Genomic DNA, 24,051 nt, shown 5'->3' on the forward strand with positions numbered 1-24,051 from the left:
TGCAGTATTTCAATGCATTGACGCTATTTTTTTGATATAATTACTTTGAAAAATACGTGCGTAAGCACTCAAGGAGGAACTTTCATGCCTTTAGTTTCAATGAAAGAAATGTTAATTGATGCAAAAGAAAATGGTTATGCGGTAGGTCAATACAATATTAATAACCTAGAATTCACTCAAGCAATTTTAGAAGCGTCACAAGAAGAAAATGCACCTGTAATTTTAGGTGTTTCTGAAGGTGCTGCTCGTTACATGAGCGGTTTCTACACAATTGTTAAAATGGTTGAAGGGTTAATGCATGACTTAAACATCACTATTCCTGTAGCAATCCATTTAGACCATGGTTCAAGCTTTGAAAAATGTAAAGAAGCTATCGATGCTGGTTTCACATCAGTAATGATCGATGCTTCACACAGCCCATTCGAAGAAAACGTAGCAACAACTAAAAAAGTTGTTGAATACGCTCATGAAAAAGGTGTTTCTGTAGAAGCTGAATTAGGTACTGTTGGTGGACAAGAAGATGATGTTGTAGCAGACGGCATCATTTATGCTGATCCTAAAGAATGTCAAGAACTAGTTGAAAAAACTGGTATTGATGCATTAGCGCCAGCATTAGGTTCAGTTCATGGTCCATACAAAGGTGAACCAAAATTAGGATTTAAAGAAATGGAAGAAATCGGTTTATCTACAGGTTTACCATTAGTATTACACGGTGGTACTGGTATCCCGACTAAAGATATCCAAAAAGCAATTCCATTTGGTACAGCTAAAATTAACGTAAACACTGAAAACCAAATCGCTTCAGCAAAAGCAGTTCGTGACGTTTTAAATAACGACAAAGAAGTTTACGATCCTCGTAAATACTTAGGACCTGCACGTGAAGCTATCAAAGAAACAGTTAAAGGTAAAATTAAAGAGTTCGGTACTTCAAACCGCGCTAAATAATTAATATTTAGTTTTTAAGTTATTAATAACGTAGGGATATTAATTTTAAGAGAAGCAGACAAAATGGTGTTTGCTTCTTTTTTATGTCGTATAAGTAATAAATAAAACAGTTTGATTTTAAAATGAAAGCGTAAAAATGGTAAAATATACCAAAATTGATTGTGATATAATTATAAGGAAAATGAGCAATTTATGAAAAAAGTTTACGTACAAATCGTAGAATTAAAACTAAATAATTATCAAAACAACGTCAATATTTAGTTGAATAATCAGACTTTAGACCATGGTCAAGTGGGGAAGAACAGCATATATTAGTAAAGGTGAATGATTTGTTATTAATCAATCGAAAATAGAAAGACAAGATTTTAACGATTAAAATAAACTATTTTACAAATAAAGTAAAATTAATTTATAATGCTAATAATGCAAAAAATTAAAAAGTAATGGACAAAGGAGATAAATGATATGGCTCAAGAGGTAATAAAAATAAGAGGTGGACGCACACTAAATGGGGAAGTTAATATCAGTGGCGCGAAAAACAGTGCTGTAGCTATCATTCCTGCAACATTATTAGCTCAAGGACATGTGAAATTAGAAGGGTTACCGCAAATCTCTGATGTTAAAACTTTAGTGAGTTTATTAGAAGATTTAAATATTAAGGCATCACTAAATGGTACGGAATTAGAAGTTGATACAACTGAAATACAAAATGCTGCATTACCAAATAATAAAGTTGAATCATTACGTGCTTCATACTATATGATGGGTGCCATGTTAGGTAGATTTAAAAAATGTGTGATTGGTTTACCGGGAGGATGTCCACTTGGGCCACGTCCAATTGATCAACATATTAAAGGATTTAAAGCTTTAGGTGCTGAAATTGATGAATCAAGCACGACATCAATGAAAATTGAAGCTAAAGAATTAAAAGGTGCGCATATTTTTCTAGATATGGTTAGCGTAGGTGCAACAATTAACATTATGCTAGCTGCAGTTTATGCAACAGGACAAACTGTAATTGAAAATGCTGCTAAAGAACCGGAAGTAGTTGATGTTGCTAACTTCTTAACAAGTATGGGAGCTAATATTAAGGGAGCGGGTACATCAACAATTAAAATCAATGGCGTCAAAGAATTACATGGTTCTGAGTATCAAGTTATACCTGATAGAATTGAAGCAGGCACATATATGTGTATCGCTGCAGCATGTGGAGAAAATGTTATATTAAATAATATTGTTCCGAAACATGTAGAAACATTAACTGCTAAATTTAGTGAATTAGGTGTGAATGTTGATGTAAGAGACGAAAGAATTCGCATCAATAATAATGCGCCATATCAATTTGTTGATATTAAAACACTAGTATATCCAGGTTTTGCTACTGATTTGCAACAGCCTATTACACCATTATTATTTATGGCAAATGGTCCTTCATTTGTAACTGATACGATTTATCCGGAGCGTTTTAAACATGTTGAAGAATTAAAGCGCATGGGTGCAAATATTGAAGTTGACGAAGGCACAGCAACGATAAAACCATCAACATTACATGGTGCTGAAGTTTATGCTAGCGATTTAAGAGCAGGAGCTTGTTTAATTATTGCTGGTTTAATTGCTGAGGGTGTAACTACAATTTACAATGTTAAACATATTTATAGAGGTTATACAGATATTGTAGAACACTTAAAAGCTTTAGGTGCAGATATTTGGACGGAAACTGTATAGATTTATCTTGTTTTGTGGTATAATAATTATACTGATTAAAAAAGGGTGTTCGTTTACATTCTAAATTTATTGATGAGAGGTGAAGATGATGGAAGTATGTCCGTATCTCGAAGAAACTTTTAAAATACTTGGTAGAAGTTGGAATGGATTAATCATTAATTATCTCTCAAGATGTAATGACTGTTCAGCACACTTTTCCGATATGAAAAGAGATTTGAAAACAATAACACCGCGTGCATTAAGTCTTAAGTTGTCAGAGCTTGCACAATGGGAGTTAGTTGAGAAGCAAATCATTTCTACGAGTCCAGTACAAATTATTTATGTGCTAACTGAAAAAGGTAAAGCGTTAGCAGAGGCTTTACATCCAATTGAAGCATGGGCGCAATCATATGTCGATTTAACAGATCAACGTACTGCTAAATAATTACATGACGTTTAAACATAGCATTGATTATAACTATTTCTAAGTCTTCGCATTATTTGCGATGATGTGGGAATAGTTATTTTTATTTAAAAATATAAAAAAATAGATGCAGCAAAATTTTAAAGCATTTTATTTTGAACATATTAAAAGGGAGCGTATCATAATGGAATGTAATGTTTATATCGTATGCATTACGGATAAATAATATATAAATCATTCTTGAGGAGTGAAAGAATAATGAGAGACTACACAAAGCAATACATTAATGGCGAATGGGTAGAAAGTAATAGTAATGAAACGATAGAAGTTATAAATCCAGCAACCGAAGAAGTAATCGGGAAAGTTGCTAAAGGTAATAAAGCTGATGTTGATAAAGCCGTCGAGGCGGCAGACGATGTTTATTTAGAGTTCCGTCATACATCTGTGAAAGAAAGACAAGCGTTATTAGATAAAATTGTAAAAGAATATGAAAACAGAAAAGACGATATTGTACAAGCTATTACGGATGAATTAGGTGCTCCTTTATCATTATCTGAGCGTGTCCATTATCAAATGGGACTAAACCATTTTGTTGCAGCGAGAGACGCATTAGATAACTACGAATTTGAAGAACGCCGCGGAGATGATTTAGTTGTTAAAGAAGCAATCGGTGTATCTGGATTAATTACACCGTGGAACTTCCCTACAAACCAAACATCATTAAAATTAGCAGCAGCATTTGCGGCTGGTAGTCCAGTTGTACTTAAACCATCTGAAGAAACACCATTTGCAGCTGTCATTTTAGCTGAGATTTTTGATAAAGTCGGTGTTCCTAAAGGTGTATTTAACCTTGTTAATGGTGATGGTGCAGGTGTTGGGAATCCTTTATCTGAACATCCTAAAGTACGCATGATGTCATTTACAGGATCAGGCCCTACTGGTTCTAAAATTATGGAAAAAGCCGCTAAAGATTTTAAAAAGGTATCATTAGAGCTTGGTGGCAAATCACCATATATCGTCCTAGATGACGTAGATATTAAAGAAGCGGCTAAAGCAACAACAGGCAAAGTTGTTAATAATACTGGTCAAGTATGTACAGCTGGTACACGTGTTTTAGTGCCTAACAAAATTAAAGATGCATTCTTAGCTGAATTAAAAGAACAATTTAGCCAAGTGCGTGTCGGTAATCCAAGAGAAGATGGTACACAAGTAGGCCCTATCATTAGTAAAAAACAATTTGATCAAGTACAAAATTATATTAATAAAGGTATTGAAGAAGGTGCTGAATTATTTTATGGTGGTCCTGGTAAACCAGAAGGACTTGAAAAAGGATACTTTGCACGTCCGACAATTTTTATTAATGTAGATAATCAAATGACGATAGCACAAGAAGAAATTTTTGGGCCAGTAATGTCAGTTATCACTTATAACGATTTAGATGAAGCGATTCAAATTGCAAATGATACAAAATATGGTTTGGCAGGATATGTTATTGGTAAGGACAAAGAAACATTGCATAAAGTAGCTCGTTCTATTGAAGCAGGTACAGTAGAAATAAACGAAGCAGGTAGAAAGCCAGATTTACCATTTGGTGGCTATAAACAATCTGGTTTAGGTCGTGAATGGGGCGATTATGGTATTGAAGAGTTCTTAGAAGTGAAATCTATAGCTGGATATTTTAAATAAATTTGATTTTTGAATTAAAAATCGCAATAAAACAGTGCACATGACTAATTAAGTTTTGTGTACTGTTTTAATTTTGCAATTTTTATAAATAGATTTTGTAATTAAAATAAAAATTTGCTATAGTTATTCATGTATTTAAAAGGTTGGGGATTAGCATAATGGGATTGTGCTAGCACAGTTATTTATGCATTGTCATGCCTATCTATTACTTACTAACTAAAAAATAATGAAATGGGTGTAAACTATATGCCTGAAAGAGAACGTACATCTCCTCAGTATGAATCATTCCACGAATTGTACAAGAACTATACTACCAAGGAACTCACTCAAAAAGCTAAAACTCTTAAGTTGACGAACTATAGTAAATTAAATAAAAAAGAACTTGTTCTAGCTATTATGGAAGCACAAATGGAAAAAGATGGTAACTATTATATGGAAGGTATCTTAGATGATATACAACCAGATGGTTATGGTTTTTTAAGAACAGTGAACTATTCTAAAGGGGAAAAAGATATTTATATATCTGCTAGCCAAATTCGTCGTTTTGAAATTAAACGTGGGGATAAAGTAACTGGGAAAGTTAGAAAACCTAAAGATAACGAAAAATATTATGGCTTATTACAAGTTGACTTTGTCAATGACCATAACGCAGAAGAAGTGAAGAAACGTCCGCATTTCCAAGCTTTGACACCACTTTATCCAGATGAGCGTATTAAATTAGAGACAGAAACACAAAATTATTCAACGCGCATCATGGATTTAGTAACACCGATTGGTTTAGGTCAACGTGGTTTAATAGTGGCGCCACCTAAAGCAGGTAAAACATCGTTATTAAAAGAAATAGCGAATGCAATCAGTACGAACAAACCAGATGCAAAGCTATTTATTTTGTTAGTTGGCGAGCGTCCTGAAGAGGTAACAGATTTAGAACGCTCAGTAGAAGCTGCTGAAGTCGTTCATTCAACGTTTGACGAACCACCAGAACACCATGTTAAAGTAGCTGAATTATTACTTGAACGTGCAAAGCGTTTAGTAGAAATTGGGGAAGATGTCATTATTTTAATGGATTCTATAACGAGATTAGCACGCGCTTATAACTTAGTTATTCCACCAAGTGGTCGTACATTATCAGGTGGTTTAGATCCTGCATCTTTACACAAACCAAAAGCATTCTTCGGTGCAGCGAGAAATATTGAAGCGGGTGGAAGTTTAACAATACTTGCAACTGCATTAGTTGATACGGGTTCACGTATGGACGATATGATTTACGAAGAATTTAAAGGAACAGGTAACATGGAGTTACATTTAGATCGTAAATTGTCTGAACGTCGTATCTTCCCTGCAATTGATATTGGCAGAAGTTCAACGCGTAAAGAAGAATTGTTGATAAGTAAATCTGAATTAGACACATTATGGCAATTAAGAAATCTATTCACTGACTCAACTGACTTTACTGAAAGATTTATTCGCAAACTTAAAAGGTCTAAGAATAATGAAGATTTCTTCAAGCAGCTACAAAAGTCTGCAGAAGAAAGTACTAAAACGGGTCGACCTATAATTTAATAAACATTATATAGGGGCTTGCGTTTTGAATTAATTACCTTTATAATTACACAGTATTGGGTAAAAACTCACAAATAACTCTGTTCCAGATGGTTCAGGGCAAAGGAGCTGAAAATAATGAAACAAGGAATTCATCCTGAGTATCACCAAGTAATCTTTTTAGATACTACTACAAACTTCAAATTCTTAAGCGGTTCTACAAAAACATCTTCAGAAATGATGGAGTGGGAAGATGGAAAAGAATACCCAGTTATTCGTTTAGATATTTCATCTGATTCACATCCATTCTACACTGGACGTCAAAAATTCGCTGCTGCGGATGGACGTGTGGAACGTTTCAACAAAAAGTTTGGTCTTAAATCAAACAACTAATATAGTAATCGTTAAGCTGTCTGCATCCTATAATGGAATTGTAGACAGCTTTTTTATTTATAAGCGTAGTAAGGGTATATACTTATGACTGTGTTCAAAGAAGTGACTCAATACCATGTTGTTAATACATAATGATAAATTTCCCCCTTTATTAAAGTTTGTATTGAGTAGAAACACCGCACGAATAAGAAGCAACAAATTAGAATAGCTGTATATAAATATGCAAGACAAATTTATAAAATAATTGTTCATGTACAATATCGATATAATTATGAAAAAGACATTTATGAATATTTGAAATATGATATAATAAAGCGATTATGTTTTGAAAAAGGTGGAACTCTCAATGTATGAAACTTACCATTCCGGTTGGATAGAATGTATTACAGGTAGTATGTTTAGCGGTAAATCCGAAGAACTAATAAGACGTCTAAGAAGGGGTATATACGCTAAACAAAAAGTCGTTGTATTTAAACCGGCGATTGATGATCGATATCATAAAGAAAAAGTGGTCTCTCATAATGGTAATGCCATTGAAGCGATTAATATTTCTAAAGCAAGTGAAATTATGACGCACGACTTAACTAATGTTGATGTTATAGGAATAGACGAAGTGCAATTTTTTGACGATGAAATTGTAAGTATAGTAGAAAAACTATCAGCAGATGGACACCGTGTTATTGTTGCTGGATTAGATATGGATTTTAGGGGCGAACCGTTCGAACCAATGCCTAAATTGATGGCTGTCAGTGAACAAGTAACGAAACTTCAAGCAGTTTGTGCTGTTTGTGGTTCTTCATCTAGTAGAACGCAACGATTAATAAATGGTAAACCAGCTAAAATCGATGATCCGATTATCTTAGTAGGTGCCAATGAAAGTTATGAGCCACGTTGTCGCGCGCACCATATCGTAGCACCTAGTGATAATAATAAGGAGGAATTATAAGTGTTTGATCAATTAGATATTGTAGAAGAAAGATACGAACAGTTAAATGAACTGTTAAGTGACCCAGATGTTGTAAATGATTCAGATAAATTACGTAAATATTCTAAAGAGCAAGCTGATTTACAAAAAACTGTAGATGTTTATCGTAACTATAAAGCTAAAAAAGAAGAATTAGCTGATATTGAAGAAATGTTAAGTGAGACTGATGATAAAGAAGAAGTAGAAATGTTAAAAGAGGAGAGTAATGGTATTAAAGCTGAACTTCCAAATCTTGAAGAAGAGCTTAAAATATTATTGATTCCTAAAGATCCTAATGATGACAAAGACGTTATTGTAGAAATAAGAGCAGCAGCAGGTGGTGATGAGGCTGCGATTTTTGCTGGTGATTTAATGCGTATGTATTCAAAGTATGCTGAATCACAAGGATTCAAAACTGAAATAGTAGAAGCGTCTGAAAGTGACCATGGTGGTTACAAAGAAATTAGTTTCTCAGTTTCTGGTAATGGCGCGTATAGTAAATTGAAATTTGAAAATGGTGCGCACCGCGTTCAACGTGTGCCTGAAACAGAATCAGGTGGACGTATTCATACTTCAACAGCTACAGTGGCAGTTTTACCAGAAGTTGAAGATGTAGAAATTGAAATTAGAAATGAAGATTTAAAAATCGACACGTATCGTTCAAGTGGTGCAGGTGGTCAGCACGTAAACACAACTGACTCTGCAGTACGTATTACCCATTTACCAACTGGTGTCATTGCAACATCTTCTGAGAAGTCTCAAATTCAAAACCGTGAAAAAGCAATGAAAGTGTTAAAAGCACGTTTATACGATATGAAAGTTCAAGAAGAACAACAAAAGTATGCGTCACAACGTAAATCAGCAGTCGGTACTGGTGATCGTTCAGAACGTATTCGAACTTATAATTATCCACAAAGCCGTGTAACAGACCATCGTATAGGTCTAACGCTTCAAAAATTAGGGCAAATTATGGAAGGCCATTTAGAAGAAATTATAGATGCACTGACTTTATCAGAGCAGACAGATAAATTGAAAGAACTTAATAATGGTGAATTATAAAGAAAAGTTAGATGAAGCAATTCATTTAACACAACAAAAAGGGTTTGAACAAACACGAGCTGAATGGTTAATGTTAGATGTATTTCAATGGACGCGTACGGACTTTGTAGTCCACATGCATGATGATATGCCGAAAGCGATGATTATGAAGTTCGACTTAGCATTACAACGTATGTTATTAGGAGAGCCTATACAGTATATAGTTGGCTTTGCCTCATTTTATGGTAGAACGTTTGATGTAAACTCAAATTGTTTGATACCAAGACCTGAAACTGAAGAAGTAATGTTGCATTTCTTACAACAGTTAGAAGATGATGCAACAATCGTAGATATCGGAACGGGTAGTGGTGTACTTGCAATTACTTTGAAATGTGAAAAGCCGGATTTAAATGTTATTGCTACTGATATTTCACTTGAAGCAATGAATATGGCTCGTAATAATGCTGAGAAGCATCAACCACAAATACAATTTTTAACAGGGGATGCATTAAAGCCCTTAATTAATGAAGGTATCAAGTTGAACGGCTTGATATCTAATCCACCATATATAGATGAAAAAGATATGGTTACGATGTCTCCAACGGTTACGAGATTCGAACCACATCAGGCATTGTTTGCAGATAACCATGGATATGCTATTTATGAATCAATCATTGAAGATTTACCTCACGTTATGGAAAAAGGCAGCCCAGTTGTTTTTGAAATTGGTTACAATCAAGGTGAGGCACTTAAATCAATAATTTTAAATAAATTTCCTGACAAAAAAATCGACATTATTAAAGATATAAATGGCCACGATCGAATCGTCTCATTTAAATGGTAATTAGAAGTTATGCCTTTGCTATGATTAGTTAAGTGCATAGCTTTTTGCTTTATATTATGATAAATAAGAAAGGCGTGATTAAGTTGGATACTAAAATTTGGGATGTTAGAGAATATAATGAAGATTTACAGCAATATCCTAAAATTAATGAAATAAAAGACATTGTTTTAAACGGTGGTTTAATAGGTTTACCAACTGAAACAGTTTATGGACTTGCAGCAAATGCGACAAATGAAGAAGCTGTAGCTAAAATATATGAAGCTAAAGGCCGTCCATCTGACAATCCGCTTATTGTTCATATACACAGTAAAGGTCAATTAAAAGATTTTACATATACTTTGGATCCACGCGTAGAAAAGTTAATGCAGGCATTCTGGCCGGGCCCTATTTCGTTTATATTGCCGTTAAAGCCAGGCTATCTATGTCGAAAAGTTTCTGGAGGTTTATCATCAGTTGCTGTTAGAATGCCAAGCCATTCTGTAGGTAGACAATTATTACAAATCATAAATGAACCTCTAGCTGCTCCAAGTGCTAATTTAAGTGGTAGACCTTCACCAACAACTTTCAATCATGTATATCAAGATTTGAATGGCCGTATCGATGGTATTGTTCAAGCTGAACAAAGTGAAGAAGGATTAGAAAGTACGGTTTTAGATTGCACATCTTTTCCTTATAAAATTGCAAGACCTGGTTCTATAACAGCAGCAATGATTACAGAAATACTTCCGAATAGTATCGCCCATGCTGATTATAATGATACTGAGCAGCCAATTGCACCAGGTATGAAGTATAAGCATTACTCACCCAATACACCACTTACAATTATTACAGATATTGAGAGCAAAATTGGAAATGACGGTAAAGATTGGTCTTCTATAGCTTTTATTGTGCCGAGTAATAAGGTGGCGTTTATACCAAGTGAAGCGCAATTCATTCAATTATGTCAGGATGACAATGATGTTAAACAAGCAAGTCATAATCTTTATGATGTGTTACATTCACTTGATGAAAATGAAAATATTTCAGCGGCGTATATATACGGCTTTGAGCTGAATGATAATACAGAAGCAATTATGAATCGCATGTTAAAAGCTGCAGGTAATCACATTATTAAAGGATGTGAACTATGAAGATTTTATTCGTTTGTACAGGTAACACATGTCGTAGCCCATTAGCGGAAAGTATTGCAAAAGAGGTTATGCCAAATCATCAATTTGAATCAAGAGGTATATTCGCTGTGAACAATCAAGGTGTTTCGAATTATGTTGAAGACTTAGTTGAAGAACATCATTTAGCTGAAACGACCTTATCGCAACAATTTACTGAAGCAGATTTGAAAGCAGATATTATTTTGACGATGTCGTATTCGCACAAAGAATTAATAGAGGCACACTTTGGTTTGCAAAATCATGTTTTCACATTGCATGAATATGTAAAAGAAGCAGGAGAAGTTATAGATCCATACGGCGGAACAAAAGAAATGTATGTACATACCTATGAAGAACTTGTAAGTTTAATTTTAAAATTAAAAGATATTATTTGCTAGTAGGAATTCTGTATAATTAGTATATGTTAACAGTTAAATAAGTTATAATAGAGGAGTGTAGCACTTTGCTATATTCCTTTTTTATTTTTAGGAAGGGTGGGCTTTTATGAAAGATTTGACAATGTTATTAGACGAATTAAAAGATATGTCCTTTTTTAATAAAGGAGATATATGTTTAATTGGATGTTCAACATCGGAAGTCATTGGCGAAAAAATAGGGACTGTCGGTTCGATGGAAGTTGCAGAAACTATTTTTAATGCATTAGATGTTGTGAGTAAAGAGACAGGCGTTACTTTTGCTTTTCAAGGATGTGAACATATCAACAGAGCGATAACAATAGAAAAATCTCAGTATAATCCATTAACAATGGAAGAAGTTTCCGTCGTTCCAGATGTACATGCTGGAGGGGGTTTGGCAACATACGCTTTTCAGCATATGAAGGATCCGATCGTGGTCGAACATATTACTGTTCCTTGTGGAATTGATATTGGTCAAACATTAATAGGCATGCATATTAAACATGTATGTGTACCTGTAAGGACTTCAGTAAAGCAAGTAGGACAGGCAATTGTAACTATTGCCACATCTAGGCCGAAAAAGATTGGTGGCGAACGTGCTAAATACCAATAAGTTTTTTTGAAAGAAGGGGAGATTTTATGTCTTATATCACCAAGCAAGATAAAGTTATCGCAGAAGCAATCGAGAGAGAATTTCAGAGACAAAATAGCAACATAGAGTTAATCGCATCGGAAAATTTTGTATCGGAAGCGGTTATGGAAGCACAAGGTTCAGTGTTGACTAATAAGTATGCTGAAGGCTATCCAGGACGCCGATATTATGGTGGATGTGAGTTTGTAGATGTTACTGAAAGCATCGCAATTGATCGTGCTAAAGCATTGTTTGGAGCTGAACATGTCAATGTTCAACCACATTCAGGTTCACAAGCGAACATGGCTGTTTACTTAGTTGCATTAGAAATGGGCGACACAGTTTTAGGTATGAATTTGAGTCATGGTGGTCACTTGACACATGGAGCGCCTGTTAATTTTAGTGGTAAATTCTACAATTTCGTTGAATATGGAGTAGATAAAGACACAGAACGAATCAATTATGATGAAGTTCGTAAATTAGCGTTAGAGCATAAGCCTAAGCTTATTGTGGCAGGAGCATCAGCATATTCAAGAACAATTGACTTCAAAAAGTTTAAAGAAATCGCAGATGAAGTAAACGCTAAGTTAATGGTAGACATGGCACATATTGCAGGATTAGTAGCGGCAGGTTTACATCCAAATCCAGTAGAATATGCTGATTTTGTAACAACTACAACACACAAAACATTACGCGGACCACGTGGTGGTATGATTTTATGTAAGGAAGAATATAAAAAAGACATAGATAAAACAATTTTCCCTGGTATTCAAGGTGGACCTCTTGAGCATGTTATTGCAGCAAAAGCAGTTGCTTTTGGAGAAGCGTTAGAAAATAATTTCAAAACGTATCAACAACAAGTGGTTAAAAACGCAAAAGTTCTTGCAGAAGCATTAATTAATGAAGGATTTAGAATTGTTTCTGGCGGTACAGATAATCACTTAGTAGCTGTTGATGTAAAAGGGTCTATAGGACTTACTGGTAAAGAAGCTGAAGAGACTTTAGATTCAGTTGGTATCACATGTAACAAAAATACCATTCCGTTCGATCAAGAAAAACCTTTTGTAACGAGTGGTATACGTTTAGGTACACCTGCTGCAACAACGCGTGGATTTGATGAAAAAGCTTTTGAGGAAGTTGCAAAAATCATCAGTTTAGCATTGAAAAATAGTAAAGATGAAGAAAAATTACAACAAGCTAAAGAACGCGTTGCGAAATTAACAGCTGAATATCCTCTATATCAATAAACATACACAAAGATAGGAGTAATTTTTATGAGTAAAGTACACGTTTTCGATCATCCATTAATTCAACACAAACTAAGCTATATTAGAGATGTAAATACAGGTACTAAAGAATTTAGAGAACTTGTAGACGAAGTTGGTATGTTGATGGCATATGAAGTAACTAGAGACTTAGAGCTTCAGGATGTTGATATTGAAACGCCTGTAACTAAAATGACGGCTAAACGATTAGCTGGTAAAAAATTAGCTATCGTTCCAATTTTAAGAGCTGGTTTAGGTATGACTGATGGTATTTTAAGTTTAGTACCTGCAGCCAGAGTTGGACATATCGGTTTGTATCGAGATCCCGAAACATTAAAGGCTGTAGAGTATTTTGCTAAGTTACCTCAAGATATTACTGAAAGACAAATCATTGTTGTTGATCCTATGTTAGCAACAGGCGCATCAGCAATTGAAGCTATTACTTCATTGAAGAAACGTGGCGCTAAAAATATTCGCTTCATGTGTTTAATTGCAGCACCAGAAGGCGTAGAAAAGATGCATGAAGCACATCCGGATGTAGATATTTATATTGCTGCACTTGATGAAAAGCTAAATGATAAAGCATATATCACACCAGGGTTAGGCGACGCTGGAGATAGATTGTTTGGTACTAAATAGAAGAATCGGAGATAAGTAGTTTGATGAAAAAGATTATGACCATATTTGGAACAAGACCCGAAGCCATAAAGATGGCTCCTTTAGTTAAAGCTTTGGAACAAGAAAAAATGCTCGAGCCAATTGTTGTTGTTACAGCACAGCATAGAGAAATGCTTGATTCAGTATTAAGTACCTTTGAAATCAAACCAAAATACGATTTGAATATTATGAAATCAGGACAGACACTTTCTGAGATAACTTCTAAATCAATCACTCAATTAGAACAAGTGATTCAATTAGAAAAACCAGACATGGTACTTGTACATGGTGATACGATGACGACATTTGCAGGTGGTTTAGCGGCATTTTATAACCAAGTGCCGATTGGACACGTTGAAGCAGGGCTTAGAAGTTATGATAAATATTCACCTTTTCCAGAAGAGGTGAATAGACAATTAGTTGGTGTATTAGCTGACTTACATTTTGCACCTACTAAAAATGCTGCATCGCATTTGTTAAGTGAAGGGAAATATTCAGAAAGTGTTGTTGTCACTGGTAATACTGCGATTGATGCTATGAAATATACAGTTGATGACAATTATAAATCTAACATCATGGATAAATACCATGACAAAAAATTCATTCTTATGACAGCACACCGACGAGAAAATATCGGGAAACCCATGGAAAATATATTTAAAGCGGTTAGACGCTTAATAGATGAGTATACTGATTTAGCACTGGTATATCCAATGCATAAAAACCCGAAAGTTCGAGAGGTGGCTCAAAAGATTTTAGGTAGTCATGACAGAATTGAATTGATTGAACCTTTGGACGTAGTAGATTTCCATAATTTTGCTAAAAAATCTTATTTTATTTTGACAGATTCAGGTGGAATTCAGGAAGAAGCGCCATCATTTAATAAGCCAGTTTTAGTTTTGCGAAGTGTTACAGAACGTCCTGAAGGTGTTGAAGCTGGCACATTAAAAGTCATTGGAACAAATAAGCAAAATGTGTATCAAGCTGCAAAAGAATTAATCGATGATGAGAGATTATATCATCAAATGTCTGAAGCATCTAATCCTTACGGTGATGGATTTGCTTCAGAAAGAATAGTTAATCATATTAAGTATTATTTGAATTTAATCACTGAAAAACCAAGCGATTTCTGAGGAAAATAGACTTTTTGTCTAATTGTGTCTAAATTGTGTCTAACTATGCTTATTTTTTTACAACAATTTGAATAGAATTGACACCACAAATCGCCTATATTATCATTTAGTTTGTATGAGTGGAACGGTTTTCATGATTGATATCAGTCACACGGAGGCATATAAAATGAGTCGTTTCTACAACATTTTTAAACAGTTCATTCAATATTATTTTTATCTAATAATAATATTGGGAGGATTATACCTTTATACACACCATGCATTTATCTTAGGATTAATCATTGGTGTTACTGGTTCTGCAATCAACACATGTATTTTTGAATGCTATTTAGCTAAAGCTAAAAGACCAGACACTATGTATATTTCAACTGGAAATATGTGGCGATACTTAGTTGCAATTATTGCCTGTATGATTTGGTACCTTAATAAAGCGCATGTAAGTATCATCGGTATAATTATTGGTTTAATGATTTCATATGTTGTAGTTATCATACGTCCTTTACTAAAGGTGAGCAAATAAATTAAGAAAGAGGTGAGATTATGGATCACAAATCCCCGCTCGTGAGTTGGAATTTATTCGGTTTTGATATCGTTTTCAATTTATCAAGTATATTGATGATACTTGTTACGGCGTTTCTTGTTTTTCTACTTGCTATCATTTGTACGCGTAATTTGAAAAAAAGACCAACTGGCAAACAAAATTTCGTTGAATGGATTTTTGATTTCGTGAGGGGAATCATTGAAGGTAACATGGCTTGGAAAAAAGGTGGTCAATTCCACTTCTTAGCAGTAACGCTGATTCTGTACATTTTTATAGCTAATATGTTAGGTCTTCCGTTTTCTATAGTAACGAAAGATCACACATTGTGGTGGAAATCACCGACAGCTGATGCAACAGTGACTTTAACGTTGTCTACAACGATAATACTGTTAACTCACTTTTATGGAATTAAAATGCGTGGTACGAAACAATATCTTAAAGGTTATGTACAGCCGTTTTGGCCATTGGCAATTATTAATGTTTTTGAAGAGTTCACTTCAACATTAACGCTTGGTCTGCGTTTGTACGGTAACATATTTGCAGGTGAGATACTATTAACATTACTTGCTGGCTTATTCTTTAACGAACCAGCATGGGGTTGGATTATTAGTATCCCAGGATTAATTGTTTGGCAAGCATTTTCAATATTTGTAGGAACAATCCAAGCATATATCTTTATTATGCTTTCGATGGTTTATATGTCACATAAAGTGGCAGATGAACACTAAAAATTTCAATAATTATATACAATCACAGGAGGAAATTAAATTATGAATTTAATCGCAGCAGCAATCGCAATTGGTTTATCAGCATTAGGAGCAGGTATCGGTAACGGTTTAATCGTTTCAAGAACAGTTGAAGGTGTAGCACGTCAACCAGAAGCACGTGGTCAATTAATGGGTATCATGTTCATTGGTGTAGGTTTAGTTGAGGCATTACCTATCATCGGTGTAGTAATTGCATTCATGACATTTGCTGGATAATTAACAGATAAAAGAGGTCGGGACAAAGCGCATAGGACATAATTCATGATGCATATATAGTAATATCTTTGAACTTTATTAAATAGTTGAGATATGAATGCACCATGCCTATCGCATAAATTCAGTAGGTCCTAACCTCGTCGTTTTTTTCTATATAACACTAGCGATTATTTTAATGAAAGGAGTGTCATGAACCCGTGACTGAAACAGCTAACTTATTCGTTCTTGGTGCAGCTGGAGGCGTTGAGTGGGGTACTGTGATTGTACAGGTCCTAACTTTCATCGTGTTACTTGCGTTACTTAAAAAGTTCGCATGGGGTCCATTGAAAGATGTAATGGATAAACGTGAAAGAGATATTAACAGAGATATCGATGACGCAGAACAAGCTAAGTTAAATGCACAGAAACTTGAAGAAGAAAATAAACAAAAACTTAAAGAAACACAAGAAGAAGTTCAAAAGATTTTAGAAGATGCTAAGGTTCAAGCACGTCAACAGCAAGAACAAATTATTCATGAAGCAAACGTACGTGCAAACGGTATGATTGAAACAGCACAAAGTGAAATCAATAGCCAAAAAGAACGTGCCATTGCAGATATTAATAATCAAGTATCTGAACTATCAGTGTTAATTGCTTCTAAAGTTCTTAGAAAAGAAATTTCTGAACAAGACCAAAAAGCATTGGTTGACAAGTATCTAAAAGAGGCAGGCGATAAATAATGGTAAAAGTAGCTAACAAGTATGCTAAAGCATTATTTGACGTGTCATTAGATACAAATAATTTAGAGACTATTAATGAAGAATTAACAGTTATAAATGAAGCAGTAAAAGATAAAATTGAGCAATTGAAAATGGTTGACAGTAATCCAACTCAAACAGCAGAACAACGTCGTGAGTTGATTAATGGTGTATTTACTGACATTAATCCATACATTAAAAATATGATGTACGTGTTAGCAGATAATAGACATATCTCATTAATAGCTGACGTATTCAAGGCGTTCCAAAGCTTATATAACGGACACTACAATCAAGATTTTGCAACAATTGAGTCAACATATGAATTGAGTCAAGAAGAGTTAGATAAGATTGTCAAACTAGTAACTCAACAAACGAAGTTATCTAAAGTTATTGTAGATACAAAAATTAATCCAGATTTAATTGGTGGATTTAGAGTTAAAGTCGGCACAACTGTATTAGATGGTAGTGTTAGAAATGATCTTGTCCAATTACAAAGAAAATTTAGAAGAGTTAATTAATTATAAAGAGGAGTGACATAGATGGCCATAAAAGCTGAAGAAATCAGTGCATTACTTCGCTCACAAATTGAAAATTATGAGTCAGAAATGTCCGTAACTGATGTAGGTACTGTATTACAAATTGGTGATGGTATTGCATTAATTCACGGATTAAATGACGTTATGGCTGGTGAGCTAGTAGAATTCCATAACGGCGTACTTGGTTTAGCCCAAAACCTTGAAGAGTCAAACGTGGGTGTGGTTATTTTAGGACCATATACAGGTATTACTGAAGGTGACGAAGTTAAACGTACTGGTCGTATCATGGAAGTACCAGTAGGTGAAGAACTAATCGGAAGAGTTGTTAATCCATTAGGACAACCTATTGATGGACAAGGACCGATTAACACAACTAAAACACGTCCAGTAGAGAAAAAAGCTACTGGTGTAATGGATCGTAAATCAGTAGATGAGCCATTACAAACAGGTATCAAAGCAATTGATGCTTTAGTACCAATTGGTAGAGGTCAACGTGAGTTAATCATTGGTGACCGTCAAACAGGTAAAACAACAATTGCAATTGACACAATTTTGAACCAAAAAGATCAAGGTACGATTTGTATCTATGTTGCTATTGGTCAAAAAGATTCAACAGTAAGAGCAAATGTTGAAAAGTTAAGACAAGCAGGCGCTTTAGACTACACTATTGTTGTAGCAGCATCAGCTTCTGAACCTTCTCCATTATTATATATTGCACCATATTCAGGTGTAACAATGGGTGAAGAATTCATGTTTAACGGTAAACATGTTTTAATCGTTTATGATGATTTAACTAAACAAGCAGCAGCTTATCGTGAGTTATCATTATTATTACGTAGACCTCCAGGTCGTGAAGCATACCCAGGTGACGTATTCTACTTACATAGTAGATTATTAGAAAGAGCAGCAAAATTAAACGATGACTTAGGTAGCGGTTCAATTACTGCATTACCAATTATCGAAACACAAGCTGGTGATATTTCAGCTTATGTACCAACAAACGTTATTTCAATTACAGATGGACAAATCTTCTTACAATCTGATTTATTCTTCTCAGGTGTAAGACCAGCGATTAATGCCGGACAATCTGTATCTCGTGTTGGTGGATCTGCACAAATTAAAGCAATGAAGAAAGTTGCTGGTACGTTACGTCTTGACTTAGCGTCATACAGAGAACTTGAATCATTTGCACAATTCGGTTCAGACCTTGATGAATTTACTGCAAGTAAATTAGAACGTGGTAAACGTACTGTTGAAGTCTTAAAACAAGATCAAAACAAACCATTACCAGTTGAACACCAAGTGTTGATTATTTATGCATTAACAAAAGGATATTTAGATGATATTCCAGTTGTAGATATCACACGTTTTGAAGACGAGTTAAACCACTGGGCAGAATCAAATGCTACTGAACTGTTAAATGAAATCAGAGAAACTGGTGGCTTACCAGATGCTGAGAAGTTTGACACAGCAATTAACGAATTCAAAAAAAGCTTTAGCAAATCTGAATAATAAACAAGTTTAGTATAAGGTGGTGAGATAGTGGCTTCTCTTAAAGAAATAGATACTCGAATAAAATCAACCAAAAAAATGAAGCAGATTACGAAAGCGATGAACATGGTATCAAGTTCAAAACTTCGTAGAGCTGAAAAAAATACAAAACAATTCACACCATATATGGATAAAATGCAAGATGCAATTACTGCAGTTGCAGGGGCAAGTAGCAATACAAACCATCCAATGCTAAGACCTCGTAAAATTACTAGAAGTGGATATTTAGTTATCACGAGTGATAAAGGTTTAGCAGGTGCATATAGTGCAAACGTGCTTAAAAAATTGATTACTGATATTGAAGCGAAACATCAAGATAGTAGCGAATACAGTATTGTAGTTTTAGGGCAACAAGGTGTTGATTTCCTAAAAAATAGAGGTTATGACATTGAGTATTCTCAAGTAGACGTACCTGATCAACCTTCTTTCAAATCTGTTCAAGCACTAGCTAACCATGCTATAGACTTATACAGTGAAGAAGAAATTGATGAATTAAATATATACTATAGTCATTATGTCAGCGTTCTTGAAAACAAGCCTACATCTAGACAAGTATTACCATTATCTCAAGAGGATTCTAGTAAGGGGCATGGTCATTTGTCTTCTTATGAATTTGAGCCAGATAAAGAATCTATCTTAAGTGTAATCTTGCCTCAATATGTTGAGAGTTTGATTTACGGAACAATATTAGACGCAAAAGCAAGTGAGCATGCAACACGTATGACTGCGATGAAAAATGCCACTGATAATGCAACTGAACTTATTGATGACTTATCATTAGAATATAACAGAGCGAGACAAGCAGAAATTACGCAACAAATTACTGAAATTGTTGGTGGTTCCGCAGCGCTTGAATAATATTTAAAGGAGGAAAATAGCATGGGAATTGGCCGTGTAACTCAAGTTATGGGTCCTGTAATTGATGTTCGATTTGAACATAACGAAGTTCCTAAAATTAATAACGCCTTGGTTATTGATGTGCCTAAAGAAGAAGGTACAATACAACTAACATTAGAAGTTGCGCTGCAATTAGGTGACGACGTTGTTCGTACAATTGCGATGGATTCAACTGATGGTGTCCAAAGAGGAATGGATGTAAAAGATACAGGCAAAGAAATTAGTGTACCTGTTGGTGACGAAACATTAGGTCGTGTATTTAATGTACTAGGTGAAACAATTGACCTTAAAGAAGAAATTAGTGATTCTGTTCGCCGCGATCCTATCCATCGTCAAGCACCAGCATTCGATGAACTTTCAACAGAAGTTCAAATTTTAGAAACAGGTATTAAAGTAGTAGATTTACTAGCACCTTATATTAAAGGTGGTAAAATCGGATTGTTCGGTGGTGCCGGTGTAGGTAAAACAGTATTAATCCAAGAATTAATTAACAACATCGCTCAAGAGCACGGTGGTATTTCTGTATTCGCCGGTGTAGGTGAACGTACTCGTGAAGGTAACGATTTATACTTCGAAATGAGTGACAGTGGTGTAATTAAGAAAACAGCCATGGTATTCGGGCAAATGAATGAGCCACCTGGTGCACGTATGCGTGTTGCATTATCTGGTTTAACAATGGCTGAATATTTCCGTGACGAACAAGGTCAAGACGTATTATTATTCATCGATAACATTTTCAGATTTACACAAGCTGGTTCTGAGGTATCTGCATTATTAGGTCGTATGCCTTCTGCAGTAGGTTACCAACCAACACTTGCTACTGAAATGGGACAATTACAAGAACGTATTACGTCTACAACAAAAGGATCAGTTACTTCTATTCAAGCGGTATTCGTACCTGCCGATGACTATACTGACCCAGCGCCTGCGACAGCGTTTGCCCATTTAGATGCAACTACAAACTTAGAACGTAAATTAACTGAAATGGGTATTTATCCAGCCGTGGATCCATTAGCGTCTACATCAAGAGCATTGGAACCATCAATTGTAGGTCAAGAACATTATGAAGTAGCTCGTGATGTACAATCAACACTTCAAAAATACCGTGAATTACAAGATATCATTGCTATCTTAGGTATGGACGAATTATCTGATGAAGATAAACAAACAGTTGAACGCGCACGTAGAATTCAATTCTTCTTATCTCAAAACTTCCACGTAGCGGAACAATTTACTGGTCAAAAAGGTTCTTATGTACCTGTTAAGACAACAGTTGCAAACTTTAAAGATATCTTAGATGGTAAATATGACCATATTCCAGAAGATGCTTTCCGTTTAGTTGGTAGCATGGATGATGTTATTGCAAAAGCTAAAGATATGGGTGTTGAAGTATAACAATTAGGAGGAATGGATAATGAATACATTAAACCTAGATATTGTCACTCCTAATGGTTCTGTTTACAATCGTGATAATGTTGAACTCGTTGTTATGCAAACAACAGCTGGTGAGATAGGTGTCATGAGTGGACATATTCCAACTGTAGCTGCTTTAAAAACAGGCTTTGTAAAAGTGAAATTTCACGATGGAACTGAATATATTGCTGTAAGCGATGGCTTTGTTGAAGTTAGAAAAGATAAAGTTTCAATCATTGTTCAGACTGCAGAAACTGCAAGAGAAATTGATGTTGAAAGAGCTAAATTAGCCAAAGCAAGAGCAGAGTCTCACTTGGAAAATGATGACGACAATACTGATATTCATAGAGCCGAAAGAGCTTTAGAGAGAGCAAATAACCGTTTGCGTGTGGCTGAATTAAAATAGTAAATAAAGGGTCGAAGATGTGATTTCATATCTTCGACCCTTTTTTGAATTATATTGATTTAAAGATACAAAACATGAGAGGGGGAAGGAATTGATAAAGAACCATTAAAGATTTATGATGTAGTGGTTCTTTATCATTAAACACAGCTAATGTGTACTTAAAAATAGGAATACATGAGTAAAACTCATGTATAAGAAATACTAATTTCTAAAGAAAAAGTATTTCTTTATGTTGGGGCCCCGCAAACTACTGCCAAATATAACACTATAGAGTCTAGACATTGATTTATGTCCGACTCCCAAGAATAGTTTTACTTTTTTACAATCACTAATAGATTGCTAAAATCAAAATTTCCTTCACCACTATCTACAGTCGACATTTCATTTTTTGAAAGTATCTACATTTTTTCATACCAAGATATTTTATAGTTATGATATTTATGTAAAAAGAATTATATAGTAAGTTAGCTTAAACTTTACTAAAAACGGGTATTAAACTTTGTATCATTATTTAAATTTTTCATGTACAATGTAATACAGTAATCTTATGAGGTGATAAAATGGATTATATCGGACAATATGCAGTTATCCATTTAGTGTTACATGTTGTATGTATTTGTATTGCCTATTGGGCTTTACAATCAATTAGATTAGATCAATTTTTTAAAAAAGGATACGCCACTCAATTACAAGTGTGTATGATATTTGTTGCTATTTTATTAGGCACAGCAGTAAGCAATTTTATTGTAGATTTGTTACAATACTCGACGCAGGTAAAATATTTAATAAAATAAGTCTAACTCTATGATTTGTAATCAAAACTAGATATAATTAAATAATGACTTAAAATAATTTTAAAATAGGGAAATGTAAAGTAATAGGAGTTCTAAGTGGAGGATTTACGATGGATAAAATAGTAATCAAAGGTGGAAATAAATTAACGGGTGAAGTTAAAGTAGAAGGTGCTAAAAATGCAGTATTACCAATATTGACAGCATCTTTATTAGCTTCTGATAAACCGAGCAAATTAGTTAATGTTCCAGCTTTAAGTGATGTAGAAACAATAAATAATGTATTAACAACTTTAAATGCTGACGTTACATACAAAAAGGACGAAAATGCTGTTGTCGTTGATGCAACAAAGACTCTAAATGAAGAGGCACCATATGAATATGTTAGTAAAATGCGTGCAAGTATTTTAGTTATGGGACCTCTTTTAGCAAGACTAGGACATGCTATTGTTGCATTGCCTGGTGGTTGTGCAATTGGAAGTAGACCGATTGAGCAACACATTAAAGGTTTTGAAGCTTTAGGCGCAGAAATTCATCTTGAAAATGGTAATATTTATGCTAATGCTAAAGATGGATTAAAAGGTACATCAATTCATTTAGATTTTCCAAGTGTAGGAGCAACACAAAATATTATTATGGCAGCATCATTAGCTAAGGGTAAGACTTTAATTGAAAATGCAGCTAAAGAACCTGAAATTGTCGATTTAGCAAACTACATTAATGAAATGGGTGGTAGAATTACTGGTGCTGGTACAGACACAATTACAATCAATGGTGTAGAATCATTACATGGTGTAGAACATGCTATCATTCCAGATAGAATTGAAGCAGGCACATTACTAATCGCTGGTGCTATAACGCGTGGTGATATTTTTGTACGTGGTGCAATCAAAGAACATATGGCGAGTTTAGTCTATAAACTAGAAGAAATGGGCGTTGAATTGGACTATCAAGAAGATGGTATTCGTGTACGTGCTGAAGGGGAATTACAACCTGTAGACATCAAAACACTACCACATCCTGGATTCCCGACTGATATGCAATCACAAATGATGGCATTGTTATTAACGGCAAATGGTCATAAAGTCGTAACCGAAACTGTTTTTGAAAACCGTTTTATGCATGTTGCAGAGTTCAAACGTATGAATGCTAATATCAATGTAGAAGGTCGTAGTGCTAAACTTGAAGGTAAAAGTCAATTGCAAGGTGCACAAGTTAAAGCGACTGATTTAAGAGCAGCAGCAGCCTTAATTTTAGCTGGATTAGTTGCTGATGGTAAAACAAGCGTTACTGAATTAACGCACCTAGATAGAGGCTATGTTGACTTACACGGTAAATTGAAGCAATTAGGTGCAGACATTGAACGTATTAACGATTAATTCAGTAAATTAATATAATGGAGG

At 34.6% G+C, this 24,051-nt stretch carries 27 protein-coding genes; all 27 read left to right on the top strand.

What is annotated here, in order from left to right; genetic code table 11:
* Positions 1–84: 84 nt before the first annotated feature.
* The 27 genes from fdaB (at position 85) to murA (ending at position 24,027) form a co-directional block, all read left to right on the top strand.
* On the top strand, positions 85–945 hold the full coding sequence (gene fdaB / locus IDG63_RS07495) for a class IIb fructose-bisphosphate aldolase FdaB (RefSeq protein ID WP_001131841.1): 861 nt from the start codon (positions 85–87) through the stop codon (positions 943–945).
* A 465-nt stretch (positions 946–1,410) separates the two neighbouring features.
* Positions 1,411–2,670: a UDP-N-acetylglucosamine 1-carboxyvinyltransferase gene (locus IDG63_RS07500; RefSeq protein ID WP_000046602.1), complete on the top strand. Its 1,260-nt coding sequence runs from the start codon at positions 1,411–1,413 to the stop codon at positions 2,668–2,670.
* An 88-nt stretch (positions 2,671–2,758) separates the two neighbouring features.
* Positions 2,759–3,094 carry a winged helix-turn-helix transcriptional regulator gene (locus IDG63_RS07505; RefSeq protein WP_000451438.1) on the top strand — a complete coding sequence of 112 codons (336 nt, stop codon included), beginning with the start codon at positions 2,759–2,761 and terminating at the stop codon, positions 3,092–3,094.
* Between the two features lie 237 nt (positions 3,095–3,331).
* Positions 3,332–4,759 (top strand): aldehyde dehydrogenase family protein, encoded by a 1,428-nt coding sequence (locus IDG63_RS07510; RefSeq protein WP_001206093.1) that lies wholly within the window; start codon positions 3,332–3,334, stop codon positions 4,757–4,759.
* Between the two features lie 246 nt (positions 4,760–5,005).
* Positions 5,006–6,322 carry a transcription termination factor Rho gene (gene rho, locus IDG63_RS07515; RefSeq protein ID WP_001115101.1) on the top strand — a complete coding sequence of 439 codons (1,317 nt, stop codon included), beginning with the start codon at positions 5,006–5,008 and terminating at the stop codon, positions 6,320–6,322.
* Between the two features lie 117 nt (positions 6,323–6,439).
* On the top strand, positions 6,440–6,694 hold the full coding sequence (locus IDG63_RS07520) for a type B 50S ribosomal protein L31 (protein WP_000808968.1): 255 nt from the start codon (positions 6,440–6,442) through the stop codon (positions 6,692–6,694).
* A 346-nt stretch (positions 6,695–7,040) separates the two neighbouring features.
* Positions 7,041–7,640, top strand: coding sequence for a thymidine kinase (locus IDG63_RS07525; protein ID WP_000273356.1), 600 nt, complete (start codon positions 7,041–7,043; stop codon positions 7,638–7,640).
* Entirely contained in the window at positions 7,641–8,717 is a 1,077-nt protein-coding gene (gene prfA / locus IDG63_RS07530; RefSeq protein ID WP_000460242.1) for a peptide chain release factor 1, read from the top strand.
* Complete coding sequence (gene prmC / locus IDG63_RS07535) at positions 8,704–9,540, top strand: peptide chain release factor N(5)-glutamine methyltransferase (RefSeq protein ID WP_000248729.1); 837 nt, start codon at positions 8,704–8,706, stop codon at positions 9,538–9,540. The genes prfA and prmC overlap by 14 nt, the downstream gene beginning before the upstream one ends.
* Positions 9,541–9,623: 83 nt before the next feature.
* Positions 9,624–10,670 (top strand): L-threonylcarbamoyladenylate synthase, encoded by a 1,047-nt coding sequence (locus IDG63_RS07540; protein WP_000379902.1) that lies wholly within the window; start codon positions 9,624–9,626, stop codon positions 10,668–10,670.
* A complete protein-coding gene (locus tag IDG63_RS07545; protein WP_000697334.1) occupies positions 10,667–11,086 on the top strand; it encodes a low molecular weight protein arginine phosphatase in 420 nt (139 codons plus the stop codon). Before IDG63_RS07540 ends, IDG63_RS07545 begins: the two co-directional genes overlap by 4 nt.
* A 106-nt stretch (positions 11,087–11,192) precedes the next feature.
* On the top strand, positions 11,193–11,717 hold the full coding sequence (locus IDG63_RS07550; protein ID WP_000654182.1) for a TIGR01440 family protein: 525 nt from the start codon (positions 11,193–11,195) through the stop codon (positions 11,715–11,717).
* A gap of 26 nt (positions 11,718–11,743) precedes the next feature.
* On the top strand, positions 11,744–12,982 hold the full coding sequence (gene glyA / locus IDG63_RS07555) for a serine hydroxymethyltransferase (RefSeq protein WP_000120494.1): 1,239 nt from the start codon (positions 11,744–11,746) through the stop codon (positions 12,980–12,982).
* A gap of 27 nt (positions 12,983–13,009) precedes the next feature.
* The gene (gene upp, locus IDG63_RS07560) at positions 13,010–13,639 is read left to right on the top strand and encodes a uracil phosphoribosyltransferase (RefSeq protein ID WP_000048712.1); all 630 of its coding nucleotides are present in this window, start codon (positions 13,010–13,012) and stop codon (positions 13,637–13,639) included.
* Between the two features lie 23 nt (positions 13,640–13,662).
* The gene (gene wecB / locus IDG63_RS07565; RefSeq protein ID WP_000723418.1) at positions 13,663–14,790 is read left to right on the top strand and encodes a non-hydrolyzing UDP-N-acetylglucosamine 2-epimerase; all 1,128 of its coding nucleotides are present in this window, start codon (positions 13,663–13,665) and stop codon (positions 14,788–14,790) included.
* Between the two features lie 67 nt (positions 14,791–14,857).
* Entirely contained in the window at positions 14,858–15,310 is a 453-nt protein-coding gene (locus IDG63_RS07570) for an ATP synthase subunit I (protein WP_072414315.1), read from the top strand.
* A gap of 20 nt (positions 15,311–15,330) precedes the next feature.
* On the top strand, positions 15,331–16,059 hold the full coding sequence (atpB, locus tag IDG63_RS07575; protein ID WP_000349655.1) for a F0F1 ATP synthase subunit A: 729 nt from the start codon (positions 15,331–15,333) through the stop codon (positions 16,057–16,059).
* Between the two features lie 42 nt (positions 16,060–16,101).
* Positions 16,102–16,314: a F0F1 ATP synthase subunit C gene (gene atpE, locus IDG63_RS07580; RefSeq protein WP_001048816.1), complete on the top strand. Its 213-nt coding sequence runs from the start codon at positions 16,102–16,104 to the stop codon at positions 16,312–16,314.
* Positions 16,315–16,511: 197 nt separating this feature from the next.
* Positions 16,512–17,033, top strand: a complete 522-nt coding sequence (locus IDG63_RS07585) for a F0F1 ATP synthase subunit B (protein ID WP_000140679.1) — start codon at positions 16,512–16,514, stop codon at positions 17,031–17,033.
* Positions 17,033–17,572: a F0F1 ATP synthase subunit delta gene (locus tag IDG63_RS07590; RefSeq protein WP_000241344.1), complete on the top strand. Its 540-nt coding sequence runs from the start codon at positions 17,033–17,035 to the stop codon at positions 17,570–17,572. Before IDG63_RS07585 ends, IDG63_RS07590 begins: the two co-directional genes overlap by 1 nt.
* Before the next feature lie 21 nt (positions 17,573–17,593).
* Positions 17,594–19,102, top strand: a complete 1,509-nt coding sequence (atpA, locus tag IDG63_RS07595) for a F0F1 ATP synthase subunit alpha (protein ID WP_206176402.1) — start codon at positions 17,594–17,596, stop codon at positions 19,100–19,102.
* A gap of 30 nt (positions 19,103–19,132) precedes the next feature.
* Positions 19,133–19,999: an ATP synthase F1 subunit gamma gene (gene atpG, locus IDG63_RS07600; RefSeq protein WP_000157603.1), complete on the top strand. Its 867-nt coding sequence runs from the start codon at positions 19,133–19,135 to the stop codon at positions 19,997–19,999.
* Positions 20,000–20,020: 21 nt separating this feature from the next.
* Positions 20,021–21,433, top strand: a complete 1,413-nt coding sequence (gene atpD, locus IDG63_RS07605; RefSeq protein WP_000511135.1) for a F0F1 ATP synthase subunit beta — start codon at positions 20,021–20,023, stop codon at positions 21,431–21,433.
* A 19-nt stretch (positions 21,434–21,452) separates the two neighbouring features.
* Positions 21,453–21,857 carry a F0F1 ATP synthase subunit epsilon gene (locus tag IDG63_RS07610; RefSeq protein WP_001094394.1) on the top strand — a complete coding sequence of 135 codons (405 nt, stop codon included), beginning with the start codon at positions 21,453–21,455 and terminating at the stop codon, positions 21,855–21,857.
* Between the two features lie 336 nt (positions 21,858–22,193).
* A complete protein-coding gene (locus IDG63_RS07615; protein WP_031835036.1) occupies positions 22,194–22,286 on the top strand; it encodes a hypothetical protein in 93 nt (30 codons plus the stop codon).
* Between the two features lie 131 nt (positions 22,287–22,417).
* The gene (locus IDG63_RS07620; RefSeq protein WP_000384523.1) at positions 22,418–22,651 is read left to right on the top strand and encodes a DUF1146 family protein; all 234 of its coding nucleotides are present in this window, start codon (positions 22,418–22,420) and stop codon (positions 22,649–22,651) included.
* 110 nt (positions 22,652–22,761) lie between these two features.
* Positions 22,762–24,027 (top strand): UDP-N-acetylglucosamine 1-carboxyvinyltransferase, encoded by a 1,266-nt coding sequence (gene murA / locus IDG63_RS07625; RefSeq protein ID WP_000358006.1) that lies wholly within the window; start codon positions 22,762–22,764, stop codon positions 24,025–24,027.
* The last annotated feature ends 24 nt before the right edge of the window (positions 24,028–24,051 follow it).

The sequence above is a fragment of the Staphylococcus sp. EG-SA-14 genome (genome assembly GCF_017151935.1).
Lineage (GTDB): Bacteria > Bacillota > Bacilli > Staphylococcales > Staphylococcaceae > Staphylococcus > Staphylococcus aureus.